General features: G+C 53.1%; 15 protein-coding genes, 1 tRNA gene and 1 other RNA gene. 10 read left to right on the top strand and 7 right to left on the bottom strand.

The genetic code is table 11. The annotated features are described in order from the left end of the window. Positions 1-63: 63 nt before the first annotated feature. Together N9C89_RS08375 and ssrA are read right to left on the bottom strand one after the other, a co-directional pair. Positions 64-282, bottom strand: coding sequence for a DUF6500 family protein (locus N9C89_RS08375; protein WP_263953433.1), 219 nt, complete (start codon positions 280-282; stop codon positions 64-66). 55 nt (positions 283-337) lie between these two features. After that, positions 338-686, bottom strand: a transfer-messenger RNA (tmRNA) gene (ssrA, locus tag N9C89_RS08370). Between the two features lie 143 nt (positions 687-829). Here ssrA and N9C89_RS08365 point away from each other — a divergent pair. The 7 genes from N9C89_RS08365 (at position 830) to N9C89_RS08335 (ending at position 8,142) form a co-directional block, all read left to right on the top strand. Continuing rightward, on the top strand, positions 830-1,819 hold the full coding sequence (locus tag N9C89_RS08365) for an MDR family oxidoreductase (protein ID WP_263953432.1): 990 nt from the start codon (positions 830-832) through the stop codon (positions 1,817-1,819). 128 nt (positions 1,820-1,947) lie between these two features. Then, the gene (locus N9C89_RS08360; RefSeq protein ID WP_263953431.1) at positions 1,948-2,388 is read left to right on the top strand and encodes a TrgA family protein; all 441 of its coding nucleotides are present in this window, start codon (positions 1,948-1,950) and stop codon (positions 2,386-2,388) included. Positions 2,389-2,439: 51 nt separating this feature from the next. After that, a complete protein-coding gene (locus N9C89_RS08355) occupies positions 2,440-3,564 on the top strand; it encodes an NUDIX domain-containing protein (protein ID WP_263953430.1) in 1,125 nt (374 codons plus the stop codon). 54 nt (positions 3,565-3,618) lie between these two features. Then, complete coding sequence (locus tag N9C89_RS08350) at positions 3,619-4,656, top strand: cysteine synthase A (RefSeq protein ID WP_263953429.1); 1,038 nt, start codon at positions 3,619-3,621, stop codon at positions 4,654-4,656. Between the two features lie 3 nt (positions 4,657-4,659). After that, entirely contained in the window at positions 4,660-7,209 is a 2,550-nt protein-coding gene (locus N9C89_RS08345) for a DUF3772 domain-containing protein (RefSeq protein ID WP_263953428.1), read from the top strand. Next, on the top strand, positions 7,206-7,928 hold the full coding sequence (locus N9C89_RS08340; protein ID WP_263953427.1) for an alanyl-tRNA editing protein: 723 nt from the start codon (positions 7,206-7,208) through the stop codon (positions 7,926-7,928). Before N9C89_RS08345 ends, N9C89_RS08340 begins: the two co-directional genes overlap by 4 nt. Before the next feature lie 124 nt (positions 7,929-8,052). Further along, positions 8,053-8,142: transfer RNA gene (locus N9C89_RS08335), tRNA-Ser, on the top strand. 377 nt (positions 8,143-8,519) lie between these two features. Here the strand turns inward: N9C89_RS08335 and N9C89_RS08330 are convergent. The 3 genes from N9C89_RS08330 to N9C89_RS08320 form a co-directional block, all read right to left on the bottom strand. Then, positions 8,520-8,762, bottom strand: a complete 243-nt coding sequence (locus N9C89_RS08330) for a hypothetical protein (protein WP_263953426.1) — start codon at positions 8,760-8,762, stop codon at positions 8,520-8,522. Between the two features lie 126 nt (positions 8,763-8,888). Next, positions 8,889-9,290, bottom strand: coding sequence for a hypothetical protein (locus N9C89_RS08325; RefSeq protein ID WP_263953425.1), 402 nt, complete (start codon positions 9,288-9,290; stop codon positions 8,889-8,891). A 63-nt stretch (positions 9,291-9,353) separates the two neighbouring features. Then, positions 9,354-9,551, bottom strand: coding sequence for a hypothetical protein (locus N9C89_RS08320; RefSeq protein WP_263953424.1), 198 nt, complete (start codon positions 9,549-9,551; stop codon positions 9,354-9,356). Positions 9,552-10,071: 520 nt separating this feature from the next. Between N9C89_RS08320 and N9C89_RS16180 the strand changes: the two genes are divergently transcribed. After that, positions 10,072-10,293: a helix-turn-helix domain-containing protein gene (locus tag N9C89_RS16180; RefSeq protein ID WP_394358491.1), complete on the top strand. Its 222-nt coding sequence runs from the start codon at positions 10,072-10,074 to the stop codon at positions 10,291-10,293. Positions 10,294-10,373: 80 nt separating this feature from the next. Here the strand turns inward: N9C89_RS16180 and N9C89_RS08315 are convergent, their stop codons facing one another. Together N9C89_RS08315 and N9C89_RS08310 are read right to left on the bottom strand one after the other, a co-directional pair. Then, entirely contained in the window at positions 10,374-11,393 is a 1,020-nt protein-coding gene (locus N9C89_RS08315) for a LacI family DNA-binding transcriptional regulator (RefSeq protein WP_263953423.1), read from the bottom strand. A gap of 123 nt (positions 11,394-11,516) precedes the next feature. Continuing rightward, a complete protein-coding gene (locus N9C89_RS08310) occupies positions 11,517-12,707 on the bottom strand; it encodes a glycoside hydrolase family 88 protein (protein ID WP_263953422.1) in 1,191 nt (396 codons plus the stop codon). A gap of 210 nt (positions 12,708-12,917) precedes the next feature. Here N9C89_RS08310 and dctP point away from each other — a divergent pair, with 210 nt between their 5' ends. Next, on the top strand, positions 12,918-13,907 hold the full coding sequence (dctP, locus tag N9C89_RS08305; protein WP_263953421.1) for a TRAP transporter substrate-binding protein DctP: 990 nt from the start codon (positions 12,918-12,920) through the stop codon (positions 13,905-13,907). A 58-nt stretch (positions 13,908-13,965) separates the two neighbouring features. Next, entirely contained in the window at positions 13,966-15,921 is a 1,956-nt protein-coding gene (locus N9C89_RS08300) for a TRAP transporter large permease subunit (RefSeq protein ID WP_263953420.1), read from the top strand. The last annotated feature ends 1 nt before the right edge of the window (position 15,922 follow it).

Genomic DNA, 15,922 nt, shown 5'->3' with positions numbered 1-15,922 from the left:
GTTAGTTGCGTCGAGAGTTAGGCGGTTATCGATATTGGGTCAATTCTTTTGAACGGATAGAGTTCAATCGCCGCGCATGACCATTTCTTTGATCTTTGCCGCATTGACAAAGTGATCAAGCTGATGGGTCTCAATCCACCATGTCGCCGCTTCCATCAAAAGGGCGGGGTTGTCATTCTTGTTCTTGAAGAAGGCATAAAACGATACGCCGACATCATCGCCTTTACGGGCGATTTTTTCGTCGCAGACGCGAAGGATGTGTTGGCGGAGAGAGGCGCGCATAAGGAAACCCTAAAACATGGAGCTTCATACTTATGCCGAAATACTGGGGAAGGTAAGTGCAGGTTTCTGTTGCCAGGTACCTGCGAACCCCGCCTAGGGCAGCAATGCGCTAGGGCTTAAAGTTTCGACTTTTCGGACTGCTTAAGCAGCCAGAGCCATCGGAGCGTCGTTGTCATTTGCAACTAGCTTAAATGTACCGATAACGGTGGTAACTCACCGAAACAAAGCAAACCCCTTTAGACGTTCGTCGATCCTATTTCGACCCCATGGACCTCAAATGAAGGTATTTGGTGGAGTCGCCGGGTACCGCCCCCGGGTCCGATCCGCTTATTACGAGCGCGTTTATGTTCATAGTCCCGAAGGACAGCCTCAACTTAGGCGCGGCGCGCGGAACTTACAAGGGATCATCGCCGCAATTTTCCGGTCTTGCCCGCATTGGTTCGGCTGTTCTTGCAATATGCGCCAACGTGGTGTCTTGTTGATTTAAAGGGTGGAGTGGCAAACGGGAGATTATCTGTGGTTTGCCGAAATCAGGGAGTATTTTCATATGTTTAGAGCGCTGGTTGTCGAGAAAGATGATGAGGGAAAAACACACGCGGGTGTAAAGAATATCTCTGTCGATGATCTTCCTGACGGTGATGTCCTCGTTGATGTGGACTATTCCACTGTGAATTATAAAGACGGGTTATGTCTTGGGAGCGGAGGCGGGCTGGTCCGAAATTATCCGCATGTTCCGGGTATTGATTTTGCAGGAACAGTCGCGGAAAGCAGTGATGAGCGGTATTCGGTTGGCGACAAGGTTGTTCTGACTGGTTGGCGCGTAGGAGAGGTTCATTGGGGCGGTTATGCTGAAAAGGCTCGTGTGAAGGCGGATTGGTTGGTTCCATTGCCGGATGGGCTCACAACGCGGCAAGCCATGGCGATCGGAACTGCGGGATTGACCGCAATGCTGGCGACTGTCGCGCTCGAAGAGCACGGGCTTACGCCAAACAAGGGCAAGGTTCTTGTTACGGGAGCGGCAGGCGGTGTTGGCTCCGTTGCAACAGCGATCTTGGCAAATAAAGGATATGAAGTTGCCGCAGTGACTGGGCGGCCAGAAACCGAGCCATACCTGCGAGGGCTTGGCGCCACAGAAATTGTCCCGCGTGAAGCGATTGCCGAAACTGTTAAGCGGCCATTAGAGTCAGAAACATGGGCAGGGTGCATTGATGCCGTTGGCGGCGATATGCTGGCGCGGGTGTTTGGTCAAATGCAATATGGCGCTTCGGTCGCGGCGGTTGGGCTTGCCGGAGGACCGCAATTGCCGGCGACTGTTTTGCCGTTTATCCTGCGTGGGGTGAACTTGCTTGGGATTGATAGTGTCATGCAACCCTTTGAAAACAGGGTGAAAGCATGGAATGCGCTTGCTGAATTTCTTCCAAAAGACAAGCTTGACGACATGATCGTTCCCGCGACGCTCGAAGACCTTCCTCAACTTGGCCGCGATATCCTGAAGGGGCAGGTCAAAGGACGCGTTGTTGTGGATGTGCGTGCGTGATTTGAGCTTTAGCGCCACACCCGAACGTTGTGCGCGTGCAACCCTGCGTAGGGAAAACCGCATGTAGGCGTGAAATCCGTTGCTCCACGGAGTAAACCCCCGTACCCATGACAAAAAAGGGGTGTTTCATGCTCTCGATGTCTCGAGTTATGGCCTTTGTGACGTTTGCAGCGGTTGCGTGGTTTGCGTCTGAATTGGTGAAGTTTGAACTGCCGGAAGGAATGAACGCAGGCAAACTATCAGAGGTGAACGCGATTCTTGCAGGTATCGTTGCATGGCGCGTGGCTGGCGTTCGGCAACGGATCGGCTACTCTGCTGCGCTCGGAAACGGGTTCACGGCCATGGTGGCGGCGGTTCTTACCTGCCTCTTCTTTCAATCCGGATACGAGATGATCATGACCTCTATGCGAGGCCGATATGATGGCCCGATGGATGCGCTTGTCGAGATGGCAAAAATCTACGGTGAAATGGCGCTTTACCTTGCAACGCCTGCGGTGTTTATTACGCTTCTGGTTGGCGGTTGTGCCGCTGGCTATATGGTCGAATGGGCAAGCCGCCGCTGGAACTAAGCCAGCGGTTTTCATGCTGAAAGCGGCCGGAGTGATAAGGCCGTTTTATTTATGTCTGATGCGATTTTTCTTTTTGGTACATTGCGTTACCTGCCATTGCTCAACCTTGTTGCGGGGCGTGATCTAACAACAAGCCTTGGTGCCGCGACCCTAGAAGATCATGCAATCAATACTGTTGCCGGAGCAGATTATCCCTGTTTGGTACATGCCAAGGGCGAGCGCGCCGAGGGCCTTTGCTTGCGGAGCGCCGACACTGGCGTACGTGATCGATTGGCCTTCTACGAAGCTTGTTTTGGCTACGCGCTCGAGAGTGTGACGCTCGCGAATGGCGAAATCGCAGACGTGTTTCGTCCGCTCAAAGAGCCAGAAAGTGATGCGGTTTGGGACCTTGAGGCTTGGTCCACGCGGTGGGGGGCAATCGCCCTCGAGGCCGCCAGTGAGGTCATGTCGCGATTTGGCAAGGAAGCGCCAGAAGAGGTTGGCGCACGGTTCGGGCCGATCCGCATTCGCGCAGCCTCGAAATTGCGCGCCATGGCTGAAGTGGAACGAGAAGGGGCAGGCGCTGCACGTCCGGTCGCGGCTGTGAAGAAGCAGTCACGCGGATATGATCGGTTCTTTGCAGTTGATGATCTTGTGCTGTCTCACACCAGCTTTGACGGGCAGCGCGAACTAGAAGTAGAACGCGCCGTGTTTCTGATGGCGGATGCTGTTACGGTCCTGCCGTATGATCCGCAGCGGGATAAGGTGTTACTGATCGAGCAATTCCGAGCGGGGATATTTGCACGAGGAGACCGGTATTCGCTAAGTCTGGAGCCAATTGCCGGACGTATGGACCCGGGCGAAACACCAGAAGACACCGCTCACCGAGAAGCACAGGAAGAAGCTGGCGTCTCGTTTGCGCGGTTGGAGTTCATCAGCCGTTACTACCCGTCTCCGGGCGGGACGAGCGAGTATCTCACCAGCTATGTGGGGATCGCCGACCTGCCTGATAGTATCGCCGGAATCTCCGGTGTTGCCGAGGAGGGGGAAGACATCAAAAGCCATGTTCTCTCGTTTGAGGCGCTTATGTCACTGGTTTCTGGTGGGCGGAATGCCAATGGGCCGTTGGTACTTTCGGCGTTGTGGCTGGCTCAAAACCGCTCACGACTTCGTATGCTGGCCAACGCTGGCGCTTGAGTTCCGTTGCGCTGCATCCTAAACAGTGCCAACATCTTAGAAAAAGGGCTTGAAATGCGCGTTTGTAAAGACCTGCCGGAATTGATCGGCAACACCCCGATGGTGCGCCTGAACTCTGTCTCCGACGCCACTGGTTGCGAGATTTTGGGTAAGGCCGAATTCATGAATCCGGGCCAGTCGGTCAAGGATCGCGCTGCGCTTTATATCATTCGTGCGGCGATTGAATCCGGTGCTCTGAAACCGGGCGGTACGATCGTCGAGGGGACTGCGGGTAATACCGGTATTGGCCTTGCGCTTGTGGGCGCGTCGATGGGGTTTAAAACCGTGATTGTCATTCCTGAAACGCAAAGTCAGGAAAAGAAAGACATGATCCGCCTCGCAGGGGCCGAGCTGGTGCAAGTGCCTGCTGCGCCTTATAAAAACCCGAATAACTACGTGCGTTACAGCCAGCGTTTGGCCGAAGAATTGGCCAAAAGCGAGCCCAACGGCGCGATCTGGGCGAACCAGTTTGATAACGTCGCAAACCGTCAATCCCACTATGAGACAACTGCGCCTGAAATCTGGGAGCAGACAAAGGGCAATGTTGACGGGTTTATCTGCGCAGTTGGATCAGGCGGAACGCTTGCGGGCGTGGCTATGGGGCTTCGAGAGAAAAAAGCGGACGTGAAAATCGGGATCGCTGATCCGGAAGGTGCAGCGCTCTATAACTTCTATAAGAACGGCGAGTTGAAGTCCGAAGGAACGTCGATCACTGAAGGTATCGGGCAGGGGCGTATCACAGCGAACCTTGAGGGGCTTTCCGTTGATCACGCTTACCAAATCCCTGATTCCGAAGCTCTGCCTTATGTATTTGACCTTCTGGAAGAAGAAGGAATTTGCCTTGGTGGATCTTCTGGTATCAACGTCGCGGGTGCGGTGCGTCTGGCAAAGGAACTTGGACCGGGCCATACGATCGTAACGATCCTGTGCGACTACGGCACGCGTTATCAGAGTAAGCTGTTCAATCCGGCGTTCCTGAAAGACAAGGGGCTTCCTGTTCCAAACTGGCTTGATCAAGCTCCGCGCTCGATCCCCGGAGTATTCGAGGACTAAGATATGCAGCGAGCCGGTTCGGAGCGTCACATCCAATCTCTTAACTGGCTTCGTTGGGGCGCGGCGCTCTTGTGTGCTGCGTTCATTTTGCTGTGGGCTGGTGCCGGTTTTACGCAGGATGCAGAGGCGCCTGCCGAAGGAAATGAAGCCGAGGCCGCAAGCGAAGTAACTGGAGAAAGCGAAAGTATCCCTCTTGAGGGCGAGGCCAAGCAGGTTCGAAGCCTGCTTGCGATGGCTGATCTGGATTTGCTCGACGCAGAAGATATCGTCGGCACCGGTGTTTACAGAGATTGGCAGATAACAGCGCGGCAAGCCGAGGAGATAATAGGCAACCCTGAGGCTACTGATCAAGAGATCGAGGAACTCCGGAGCGAGGTTGCTCAGTGGCGCGAGGTGTTTCTAACTGGGCGTCCTGGCAACGAAGAGCGGCTGAGAACACTAGAGGCGCAACTCGCCGCCATCGCAAAGCCCACGCCGGAAACTCCTGAAGTCGATGTTGTTACCGAGAAACGCAAAGCGCTCGAAGAAGAGATCGCTCGTGTACGATTGCCACATCAAGCCGTCGACGAGGCATTAGCACAGGCCACGGGGCTTATTCGCGAGATTGATGCCTTGATGCGCGAGCGGCAAGTTGATGCGCTGTCTGAGATTGCTCCGTCGCCACTGCTGCCGACATATTGGGGCAGCGCGCTTGAATTACTCTATAATTTTGCTTTTGAGCGCGAGGATGTCGTCTCAAGCGATTTGGTCGAACGTCGGCGTTATGATCACTTCAAAGAGAACTTTCATCTTATTATTTTGTATGGGGTTCTTGGGCTTGCGCTATTGTTCCGTGGTTCAAAGCTCGTGCGATCCTACATGCCGAAATCCGATGCCGATGTCGCATCGTCGCGCCACTGGCTTATCGTATTTGTTCTAAGCTTCCTTGCGTCGATGGCGCCGCTCGCGGGGCTTCTGCTGGTGTTCGAGGCCATATCGGAAACTGGATATGTGCGATTACGGGCCGCCGCGTTGGTCGAGGGGCTGCAGTATCTTGCGATCTCTTTCTATGTGGCGCATTGGCTGGCGCATATGCTGTTTCCAAGCGCGGATGATCGCATCGGCGTTGCGGATCTTGTTAGCGACAGGCGCTTTGAGGCGCGGCTGTATTTCGAACTTCTTGGCCTGATCTATGGTTTGTTTCTATTTGCGCGCGTGATTTTCCGATTTGAGATTCCGGAGATCGGCACACGCGCTGTCATTCTGTTCCCGCTGATCGTGGCAACTGGTTTGCTGGCGTATCGTTTCGCACATGTCGTGGTTAAGGCAATCTCACTAAATCGACTTGAAGACCAAGAGCAGCAGACCGCATTCCGCGACAAGATTCTGAAGTTCATCTGCCGTATCGTTATGGCGATTTCTATTGTCGGTCCGGTTCTGGCCGCCGCTGGATACTATACCGCATCGGTTGCGCTGGTGTTCCCGATGATCCCGTCGATTGGCTTGATCGCTGTTCTGACTTTGCTGTTCCGCGTGGTTAACGAAGTTTATGACGCTGTGTCGAAGCAATCAGGCGCTCATAACGACGCGCTGTTGCCGGTGATGTTCGCCTTTCTGGTTTGTTTGGCCTCCTTGCCGGTCTTTGCTTTGATCTGGGGCGTGCGGGCTGCGCAGCTCTCTGAACTTTGGACAACTATCCGCGAGGGCGTAACCATCGGCGGGCTTCAAATCTCGCCAGAGATATTTTTCTACTTCGCGCTGATTTTTGCGATCGGCTTCATGATCACGCGGCTGGTGCAAGGAGCGCTGCGCACGACAATCTTGCCGAAAACACGCCTTGATATCGGCGGACAGAACGCTCTGGTCGCGGGCGTTGGATATGTCGGAATTTTCCTTGCTGGCCTCGTTGCTGTTATGTCTGCGGGAATTGATTTGACGTCGCTCGCATTTGTCGCGGGTGCGCTCTCGCTTGGCATTGGCTTTGGCCTGCAAAACATCGTCTCAAACTTTGTATCAGGCATTATTCTTTTGGTGGAACGACCAATCTCAGAAGGGGACTGGATCGATGTCGGTGGGCAAATGGGGTATGTGCGCGACATTTCCGTGCGCTCCACTCGCATTGAAACCTTTGACCGCACCGATGTGATTATCCCAAATGGCGATCTTGTGTCTGGCGTCGTCACAAACTGGACCCGTGGTAACTCTGTTGGTCGGCTGGTCCTTCCTGTCGGAGCGGCTTATGGGTCTGATGCGGAGCGCGTGCAAGAAATCCTGCTGGAAGTGGCCAAGGGGCATCCAATGGTTCTTGCGGCACCAGAGCCATCCGCGCTCCTTGTACGGTTTGGCGCAGACAGCATAGATTTCGAAATTCGCGCAATCCTACGTGATGTGAACTGGAAGCTGGCGGTTGCCTCCGAGATGAACCATGAAATTCTTAAGCGTTTCGCTGCGGAGGGCATCGAGATTCCATTCGCACAGCGCGACATTTGGCTGCGCAACCCAGAGGCGCTACGCCCCACGTCAAGGCCAACCGCACAACCATCGCCTAAAACTCCATCAGAGGACTCTGCATGACGGAGATGCTATTTCGTTCCGACCCGTATCAGCGTGAAGCCAAGGGCAAGGTGCTCGGCCACACAGATGAGGGCGGCATCATTTTGGATCAAACCGTGTTTTACCCCACAGGTGGCGGGCAGCCCGGCGATTCCGGTGTGCTGACATGGAATAACGGGCAGTCGCTTGAGATCGCGACAACGATCAAAGGCGAGGGGGATCAGATTGTTTTGGTTCCCGCTGCGCCAAACCCTATGCCACCGATCGGTACCCATTTGGACCAAAAGCTCGACTGGGAGCGTCGATACCGCCACATGCGTATACATACGGCGCTGCATTTGCTTTCGGTGGTTATTCCATTGCCCGTAACCGGAGGGGCTGTTGGGGCTGAAAAGGGTCGGCTGGATTTCAACATGCCCGAACCTTTAGAGAACCGAGATGCGTTGGAAGAGGGGATAAACGGGCTGATTGACCGTGACCTTCCCATTCGCGAAACGTGGATTACCGACGAAGAACTTGATGCCAGCCCCGGCCTCGTCAAAACACTCCGCGTGCAGCCGCCGCGCGGATCGGGTCGCATTCGCCTTGTGGCAATCGGGGAAGGCAAGGACATGATCGATTTGCAACCTTGCGGCGGAACCCATGTTGCCCGCACAAGTGAAATCGGGCGCGTTCACTTCGGCAAAGTCGAGAAAAAGGGCAAAACCAATCGTCGCGTAAATCTTCTATTGGAAGCCTAAAGGCCCGAAATTGTGCTCGTTTTCCTGTTCTTTCAAGGTCAGAACAGCGCGGGCCAATTTTCCTTGTGAATCCCCAAGATTTTCCCTTGCAACCCTGAAGCTCCCGCACTAAAACCCGCGCTACGGACAGGTGGCCGAGTGGTCGAAGGCGCACGCCTGGAAAGTGTGTAGGCGGGAGACCGTCTCCAGGGTTCGAATCCCTGTCTGTCCGCCACCTTTCTTTTTTCTTCAGTTCGTTGGGGCCCTAAAGAGGCTGCTCCTTTATCTGCGCAAAACAGCAGCATGGCTCTACTCTAAGTTTCTTGCGGCTCTCTGAATGAGAAATGGATCGGAAACATGAGCTAAGGACGCTGGAGCAATATGAGCCTTTGGGTACTTTGCACGAAGAAAATTTTTTGAGAACACTAGAGGCAATGAAACATTTTCTACTGTTCATTTTTGCTAAATATCCGAGTAACGCGTCCAAGATGCGCTTTGGTTCTTCTTCGCACCTGATTTTGCCGTCTCAAGCAATTCTATCACTGAAAAATGTGAGAAGCCGATGGAGTTCTTACGCTCCACCAGCTGATACACACTCAATGAAATCGAGAGCTACGCTACCAGTTCAAAGTCGCCCGATTTCCAGTTCTTATCAAACCACGGCTCCAGAAGGCCGTAGAGTCGCATCATGACGTTGAAGCTTTTGACAGGGACAGTTGTTTTTCCAGCCTTCAGGCGCCTTGGGGCCGACGTAGATAGTGTAGCTGCCATGTAGGAGAAATAGGTGCGGTCATCTAGAATGCGGGCACCATCCTGGAGGAACTCGTAGCTTTGGCGTGAAAGGGCGAATTCCATTGGCGATCTTCGTAGAAGTTAACGCCTTGGTTACGTGACGCATAAGTAATCGCTCGCGCGGTGGCATTCGCGATACGAGCGGCCTTCGTCATGATCGAGTGCATGCGTTCATCGGGCTCAAATGGCTCACCTTTTTTTCAAGCCGATTGAGGCAAAAGTGCCAAGGACTTCGGGCGCGAACGCGCTTTCGGGGTTGTATTCCAATTCAATGTGGACTTCCTCAAAGAAGTCTGCATTGTTGGTACGCACAGTGTTGTGCTGCACGCCCGAGATATTGATGAAGGTTTCTTCTGGAGGGTTTTCGGCGTTGGCGTATGAATAGACATTTAGGCCATCCTTGATTTCGGTAACCGGCCCCTCGGCGCTTCCGTAAGATTCAGGAGAGCGTTGCAACAACAGCCAATGCTCGTAGGTCTTGGTCCGCAGCTCGAAATAGCCTTCTGTTACTGGCGTTTCATCGTCATTGTGCAGCGGAAGATACTTCCCACCTTTACCTTTGTCCGCTCCGAGTGCGCCGATATCGGCCATGTATTCAAATGCCGTGTAGAGATGCAATTTTCATACCATCCAAGAAAGCAGTGGTTGTGCGTATTAGGTCCAGATTGTCAAGAACCTTCTCGACGTATCTGCATTCGGCATCCTGTCAAAAAACACTATGGCTCCAAGGGTTTGTGTTTCCACGACATCCGGCGTCAGAACATTCTCAGGAACATCGGCAGCGTAGTCCTGAGCAAACGCAGGCATTGCCAATGACATAGCTGTTGCGGACAGCATAAGGTTGATCTTCATTGTTTCTCTTTCGTCTGGTTCGGTTGGTGCGGCCGTTTCTCCGAACAGCGACGATGCGAACAGTTTCCTTCTCGAAGTTTTCTTCAAGAAACCTAGGATACCTCAATTATGAGGCCGCGCGCTCTTCCTGTTTGCAATCTCGTTTGTCGGCTCCGAGCAATCCTTCGGTTGATTTACGGTCTTGTCGGTCTTCATTATCTTTAGGCATTACCTCGGGAACGCTTGACGCCCTCTTCGGATTACCTGCAATCTTCCTCGTCCCAAAGATCATGAAACTATTGCAGATACGTTTGGTTGCCAAATCGTGTGGGGAAGCGATCGGCTTAAAATCAGGTTTCGTCAAACTGAGATGAAAAAATCTGCTAGTTCTGCCGATGCTTTGGGCACTACGCTGAACGATGTTGTTCTGGAGCGCTCAGAGACGCTTCCCAAAAGTTTCTCAGAATTATTTTTTGCATCATAATGCTTCAAATCGCCAATGATGATATCAGACTTGAGGATGCGGCTCACACTTTAGATATTGGAGCAAGAGCCTTGCAGCGGCGGCTTGAGAACAGAGGGCACCAACTTTCGGGTCTTGGGTAATCAAGTGCGAACCGAAACAGCAAAGTGTCTTCTGAAAGACGAAGCATGGTCTGTTCAGGATGTTGCAACTTATCTTGGCTATGAGAGTGCGCAGAATTTTAGCCGCGCCTTCCGCAGTAGCTGCGGAAGGCCACCGTCTTCTTTTGCTCGAATGTGATCGGTTCCGGTCAAGGCCGCTGCTTGTGCCGTTTTAGAAACCAAACTTACATACGAGCCTTGGTGGGCCTAATCCGTTTCTTACCTTGGCGACGTAGTTGATGAACGGCGCACGATCAGTTTGCCGCCTGTTGTCACGCGCTGAACTGCGGCGGTGGGCTGGTTGATGCGCTCGACCAAGAGGCTCACACCAATTTCACCAAGAGACGCACGGTTGGTTTGAACAGAGGTAAGCGGCGGTGTCGCGTACTCACCTATTGAAAGCCCGTCAAAGCCAACAATAGAAATATCGTCAGGAACAGATAGGCCCAAGCTCTGTGCCGCTTGCATGGCGCCGAGTGCGACCATGTCGTTCATACAGAAAATTGCTGTAGGAACGGGCTCGTGCTTGAGCCTCTGCAGCACGATATCTCGCGCTGCGAGTGAAATATTCTGAGGCGCTCCGAGGTCAAGGATATGTTGCTCGGGGTTGAATGCAATACCGGCTTCTTCGAGTGCATTTCGGAATCCATCAATGCGTCGCCTGATTGATTCACGGTAGGGGTGTGTAACGTGAAGAATGTCTTTGTGCCCGAGAGAAATAAGGTGTTGCGTCGCAAGTGCGGCGCCGAAATGATAATCCGGCGAAACGCTGGTGAGTTGCATTGAGCGATCCATGCCGTTCACGATCACACCTGTCAAACCGCGGTCAATCACAGCGTCAACGATATCGGGTTGGTCGACTCCCATAAGCATAAGTGGTCCGCCGACGGTGCTTTTCTCTACGGCCACGCGCATGTCTGTTGCACTGCGATATACTGAAATCCCGATATCCAACCCCGAGCGCAGGCTGGCGGCTTTTACAGACTCTAGAATTTCACCGTAGAACGCATCGTTGGTAACGTATTGCTCTAAAGTCAAGATGGTCGCGCTGCCGACGATGGAGTCACGACCCGCGCGCCCGTTATAGCCAAGTTCATCAATTGTGGTCAGGATGCGCTGGCGTGTGTCTTCGCCGACGCCCTCGCGGTTATTTAAGACCTTGGAAACCGCGGCCACAGAGACACCGGCTGCTTTGGCGATATCCTTAAGAGTTGGATTGGTCGTTCGGGATGTGGCCACGGTAGGGTCTTTCCTGTGATAAACGCGGTTGAAACCTGTATTTACAATCCCTTACTGGGTAGCAGGACATCGCCACGAGAGGCAAACGAAACTTTCGTAGCGGCGTTCTGAATATCTGTCGTACTACCAGAAGAACGCTTTGTGGCCTTGAGCTCGCATCAGGGCTTCCATGAAATAGTAATCGCCATAAGGAAGCATTGCATCTTCACGGCCTGCCGGAACATGTCCAGCCCCATGCCCAAGGAGGCCTTGCGCTCCTTTAATATTGGTGAGGTCACATTCCTCAAGTAACCCATCCAGAAGGCGATGCCCAAAAGCTTTCCAGCGTGGTGCTTCTTCGGCGGGAACCAAATCTGCCAACATGAATGCGCCAGCGGCGGTGACTGCTGAAGCTGAGCTGTCGATTGGGTGTGATCCGTTGGCGGGCAGGGCGAAATCCCAAACCGGAACGGCGCTATCTCCTAACAATCCTTCGAATTTTGCTGCGAGACGGCGGGCAGCGTCTAACGCCGAAATACGCCCTGTTAGCCGGTAACAATTGGCAAAACCGTGAATGAGCCAAGCCTGTCCGCGCGCCCAGCAGGAATCGTCCGCATATCCTTGGTGCGTTTCACCGCGGAGGGGCTCTCCGGTGGCTGGGTCGAATGTATAGGTGTGGAACGTTGTATCGTCAGCGCGAACGAGAAAGCGCAGTGATGTTGCCTCGTGAAGGTCTGCCACTTCGCGAAAATCGGTGATTCCGGTTTCGCGGTGGGCCCAATGAAGGAGCGCCAGATTTTGGATCGTGTCCGCGATCATACGCCCATTGGCGAATCGAGCTTGCTCACGATCATGAGGGCCGACGGGGTTCCAAGCTTGTATATATTGTCCGTCCTCGCGGAACCGAGCGACAAGCGCGCGGGCGGCTTCGATTCCCATGTCGCGTGCGGTTTTGTCACCCGTCATCTGCCACTCGGCGACAGAGGAGAGAGAGTAAACGAATCCGAGGTCATGGTCGCGTGCTTTGCGATCATCTAGCATTTGGCGGAAGGCGCCGCGGCGGGCGCGGGCAGCGGCGGAAAATGTAGTGTCACCAGTAAGTTGGTGGGCGAGCCACAGCTGTCCGGAGAGAAAGCCCATGACCCAATCCGGGCCATCGCACCAGATCCACGTATTATCGGCACGCCCGATCTTGGGGTTGCGCAGCCCTGCCTTCGGCAAGACCTCTCTCAGACGCTCAACACAGCGCAGGAGAGCAGCCTCGTAAGTGGGATTACCCTCGGCATTCGCATCGGATGCGCCTGAGAAATATGAAGTCTTTTGTGTGTCGCTCATTTTTCGTCCTCCGAAATGCTGTTTCTCTCTTTTCGAATGTTTCGTCAAGTAAGAAAGTTTCTTGACGAAGTGTGACGAACTTCGTAACTAGGGTCATCGAAATGATGCGAGAACGTTACAAAACTCGCAAAAATTACGTGTTGAAATGGGAGGCGGCTGTGCGGATCGAAGCGAAAGTTTCGCGTGCGCCGCGCTACAGGAGGAAATACCATGACTATGTTTACCCGTTTGGCTGCAGCCGGCACTTTGGTCGCGTCTTTGGCTTCTACTACTGCTATGGCAGACACCTATCGTTTGGCAACAAACGTGTCCGACAACAGCACCGCGGGCCAATTGCTTGCCGAATTTGCGGGCGCAGTTGCAGAGCGCACAGAAGGGCGTGTTGAATTTCGTATGTTTAATGACGGTGTACTTGGCGATCAGGGCCAGTACTTCCAGCAAATCCAGCGCGGCGTTATCGATGCGGGTCTTGTAAACTCCGGTACACTTGAGAATGTTGCATCGGCTGTTGGGGTTATGAACCTTCCATACGTATTCCGTACATCCGAGGAATATGCCGAAGTCATGACAGCTCCAGAAGTCCAGCAAGCGCTGTTTGATGCTACAGCAGAGCACAATGTTGTTCCGCTAGGCTTTATCTCTTCGGGGTTCCGCTCGATTTACACAACAGAGCCTGTTGAGAGCTTCGAGGATATTCAGGGTCTGAAGCTGCGTGCAATCGCGAGCCCAACTTATATGGAAATGCTGTCGTTGTTTGGTGCAGTACCAACACCGTTGCCATTTGGCGAGCTATATGCCGGACTGCAGCAAGGGATCGTTGATGGTGCCGAGGGTGGTCTTGCGGGGCTCTATGTTGCGCAATTCGGTGAGGTCGCAAAATACGCACTTCTTACTAACCAGACTCGACTTACGGACTTTGTTGTGACGTCGAACCGTTTTGTTGAGAGCCTTGACCCTGCTGATCTTGAGATCGTTCAGGAAGAGTTCCAGAAAATCAGCCTGAAGTCGGTTGAATTCTCTGATGCAAGCGAAGCGGCTGATCTTCAGAAAGCTGTTGACGAAATGGGCGTTCAAGTTATCGAAGTCGATACTGCTCCCTTTATCGAAGCGGTGCGTCCGATGTATGAAAATGCTCGCGCTGACGAGGCAAAACGTCCTTTGATCGAAGCGATCTTCGCAATCGAGAACCGCGAGTTCTAATATACTTTCCCGTCGCCCGAAAACGGGCGGCGGGGTTTACTACCGTGGAGGGGGCATCATGGAAAATCCTGCGCAATCATTAGCAGGCGGGAATACAACACCTGCGATTATCAAGGTTGGGCGGGCTGTCGAAGGTGCGATCGCGTTGTTTCTTGCGATCCTTTTGGCCCTCATGGTCGTTGCGATCTCTTGGCAGGTTGCATCCCGTTATTTGCTGAATATCCCAAGCATGTATTCCGAGGAATTCTTGCGCTTTTCTCTGATCTGGTTGGGGATGATAGCGGCGGGGTATTGCTTTGTTGGCGGGCGGCATATGAGTTTGCCGCTGTTGATTGATGTATTGCCGCCGGTGCCGCAGAAGATTTTGCGGTTCATTAACTCCGAACTTTCGATGATATTCGGCGCCATCCTGATTTGGGGCGGCTCCACAAGCTTTGTTGCCAACAGTAAAATGTTGACCCCGATGACACAGATTCCCGTTGGCTGGTTGCAGTCTGTGTTGATCATTTGCGGTGCCATGATCCTGATTGCGGAAACGATCCGGGTCTTGTGTCAACTCGGTATCGTACCGCGTGATCCTCAAGCTCCTGCGCCGACAGAAGGGGCTACCTTTGGGCAGCTTGCAATTGCAACGCTTATAGTTGCTATCTTTGGGGCGTGTATTGTGACGCTTTGGCAATCTGATTGGATGTCAGAGCACGTCTATTCCTCTTTGGAATTGACCTCTACGATTGTTCTATTCACGACTTTCGTTGTTTTTCTAATCATCGGCGCGCCAATTGCGATTGGGCTTGCCTTTGCTGGTGTTCTTACGCTTGGCCTTCAGATCGATCTTGATGTGATGATGCCAACCGTTGGCGAAACAATGTTCAACGGCCTTGATAGTTTTGGATTTCTGGCTCTGCCGTTCTTTATTCTGGCGGGCAATATCATGAACGCCACTGGCCTCGCTCGGCGTTTGATTGATTTTGCGATGCTTTTGGGGGGGCGTATTCCCGGAAGCCTTTGGCAAACCAATGTGCTTGCAAATATGCTTTTCGGGACGCTTTCAGGGTCCGGCATTGCTTCGGCGACGGCGATTGGTGGTATCATCAATCCGGTGGCCCGTGAAAAAGGGTACAATATGGCAATGACCACGGCGGTGAACGCCGCATCGGCGCCATCCGGAATGTTGATACCGCCGTCCGGTGCGTTGATTGTTTATTCTCTGATTACAGGTGGTGGGGCGTCTATTATTGCCTTGTTTATGGCAGGGTATTTGCCGGGCATTATCATGGGGCTTTCGGTTATGTTGGTTGCTTATTGGTATGCCAAAAAACACGGCTACGAAGCTGAGTCCGACAAGCCATCCCGCGCAGAAACCATGCGACTGTTTATGCGCGCAGCCCCAAGCCTCATGTTGGTTGTAATCGTGATCTCGGGTATTCTCGGCGGCGCGTTTACCGCCATCGAAGGGTCAGGCATCGCGGTTGTTTATAGTCTCATGCTTGCGCTGGTTTATCGTGGCCTCAATTTGCGCAAGCTCTTTGAAATCCTGCGCGATACCTCAATCGTTACGGGCGCAATCTTGTTCTTGATTGCAGCCTCGACGATGATGAGCTGGTCGATGACATTCGCCTCGATCCCCGAGACTGTGCGCGTGTTGATGACGTCCGTCAGCGACAATTTCATCGTCATTCTGCTGATGATCAACCTGATTTTGTTGGTTGTCGGGGTATTTATGGATATGTCACCGGCAATGCTGATCTTTACGCCGATTTTCTATCCAATCGTAACAGAACTTGGTGTTGATCCGGTACATTTTGGTGTAATTCTGATTTATAACCTCGCACTTGGCCTCGTGACGCCGCCGGTTGGTACCGTCTTATTTGTGTCCTGTTCGATTAGCGGTGAACCCATCAGTAAAGTAATCGGACCGTTGTTGCCCATCTTTGCGCTTCAGGCTGCTGGGTTGTTGCTTATTACATTCGTTCCGGCAATCAGTTTGGCGCTGCCAACGCTATTCGGGTTGTAGG

Origin of the sequence: Halocynthiibacter sp. SDUM655004, from assembly GCF_026015885.1 — a bacterium.
Taxonomy (GTDB): domain Bacteria; phylum Pseudomonadota; class Alphaproteobacteria; order Rhodobacterales; family Rhodobacteraceae; genus Falsihalocynthiibacter; species Falsihalocynthiibacter halioticoli.
The sequence above is the reverse complement of the archived record's forward strand: the minus strand, read 5'-3'. Positions and strand labels throughout refer to the sequence as shown.

Coding starts and splice junctions, on each gene's coding strand:
- N9C89_RS08375 (WP_263953433.1), bottom strand. CDS start 282: ATGCGCGCCTCTCTCCGCCAACACATCCTTCGCGTCTGCGACGAAAAA.
- N9C89_RS08365 (WP_263953432.1), top strand. CDS start 830: ATGTTTAGAGCGCTGGTTGTCGAGAAAGATGATGAGGGAAAAACACAC.
- N9C89_RS08360 (WP_263953431.1), top strand. CDS start 1,948: ATGCTCTCGATGTCTCGAGTTATGGCCTTTGTGACGTTTGCAGCGGTT.
- N9C89_RS08355 (WP_263953430.1), top strand. CDS start 2,440: ATGTCTGATGCGATTTTTCTTTTTGGTACATTGCGTTACCTGCCATTG.
- N9C89_RS08350 (WP_263953429.1), top strand. CDS start 3,619: ATGCGCGTTTGTAAAGACCTGCCGGAATTGATCGGCAACACCCCGATG.
- N9C89_RS08345 (WP_263953428.1), top strand. CDS start 4,660: ATGCAGCGAGCCGGTTCGGAGCGTCACATCCAATCTCTTAACTGGCTT.
- N9C89_RS08340 (WP_263953427.1), top strand. CDS start 7,206: ATGACGGAGATGCTATTTCGTTCCGACCCGTATCAGCGTGAAGCCAAG.
- N9C89_RS08330 (WP_263953426.1), bottom strand. CDS start 8,762: ATGGAATTCGCCCTTTCACGCCAAAGCTACGAGTTCCTCCAGGATGGT.
- N9C89_RS08325 (WP_263953425.1), bottom strand. CDS start 9,290: ATGGCCGATATCGGCGCACTCGGAGCGGACAAAGGTAAAGGTGGGAAG.
- N9C89_RS08320 (WP_263953424.1), bottom strand. CDS start 9,551: ATGAAGATCAACCTTATGCTGTCCGCAACAGCTATGTCATTGGCAATG.
- N9C89_RS08310 (WP_263953422.1), bottom strand. CDS start 12,707: ATGAGCGACACACAAAAGACTTCATATTTCTCAGGCGCATCCGATGCG.
- dctP (WP_263953421.1), top strand. CDS start 12,918: ATGACTATGTTTACCCGTTTGGCTGCAGCCGGCACTTTGGTCGCGTCT.
- N9C89_RS08300 (WP_263953420.1), top strand. CDS start 13,966: ATGGAAAATCCTGCGCAATCATTAGCAGGCGGGAATACAACACCTGCG.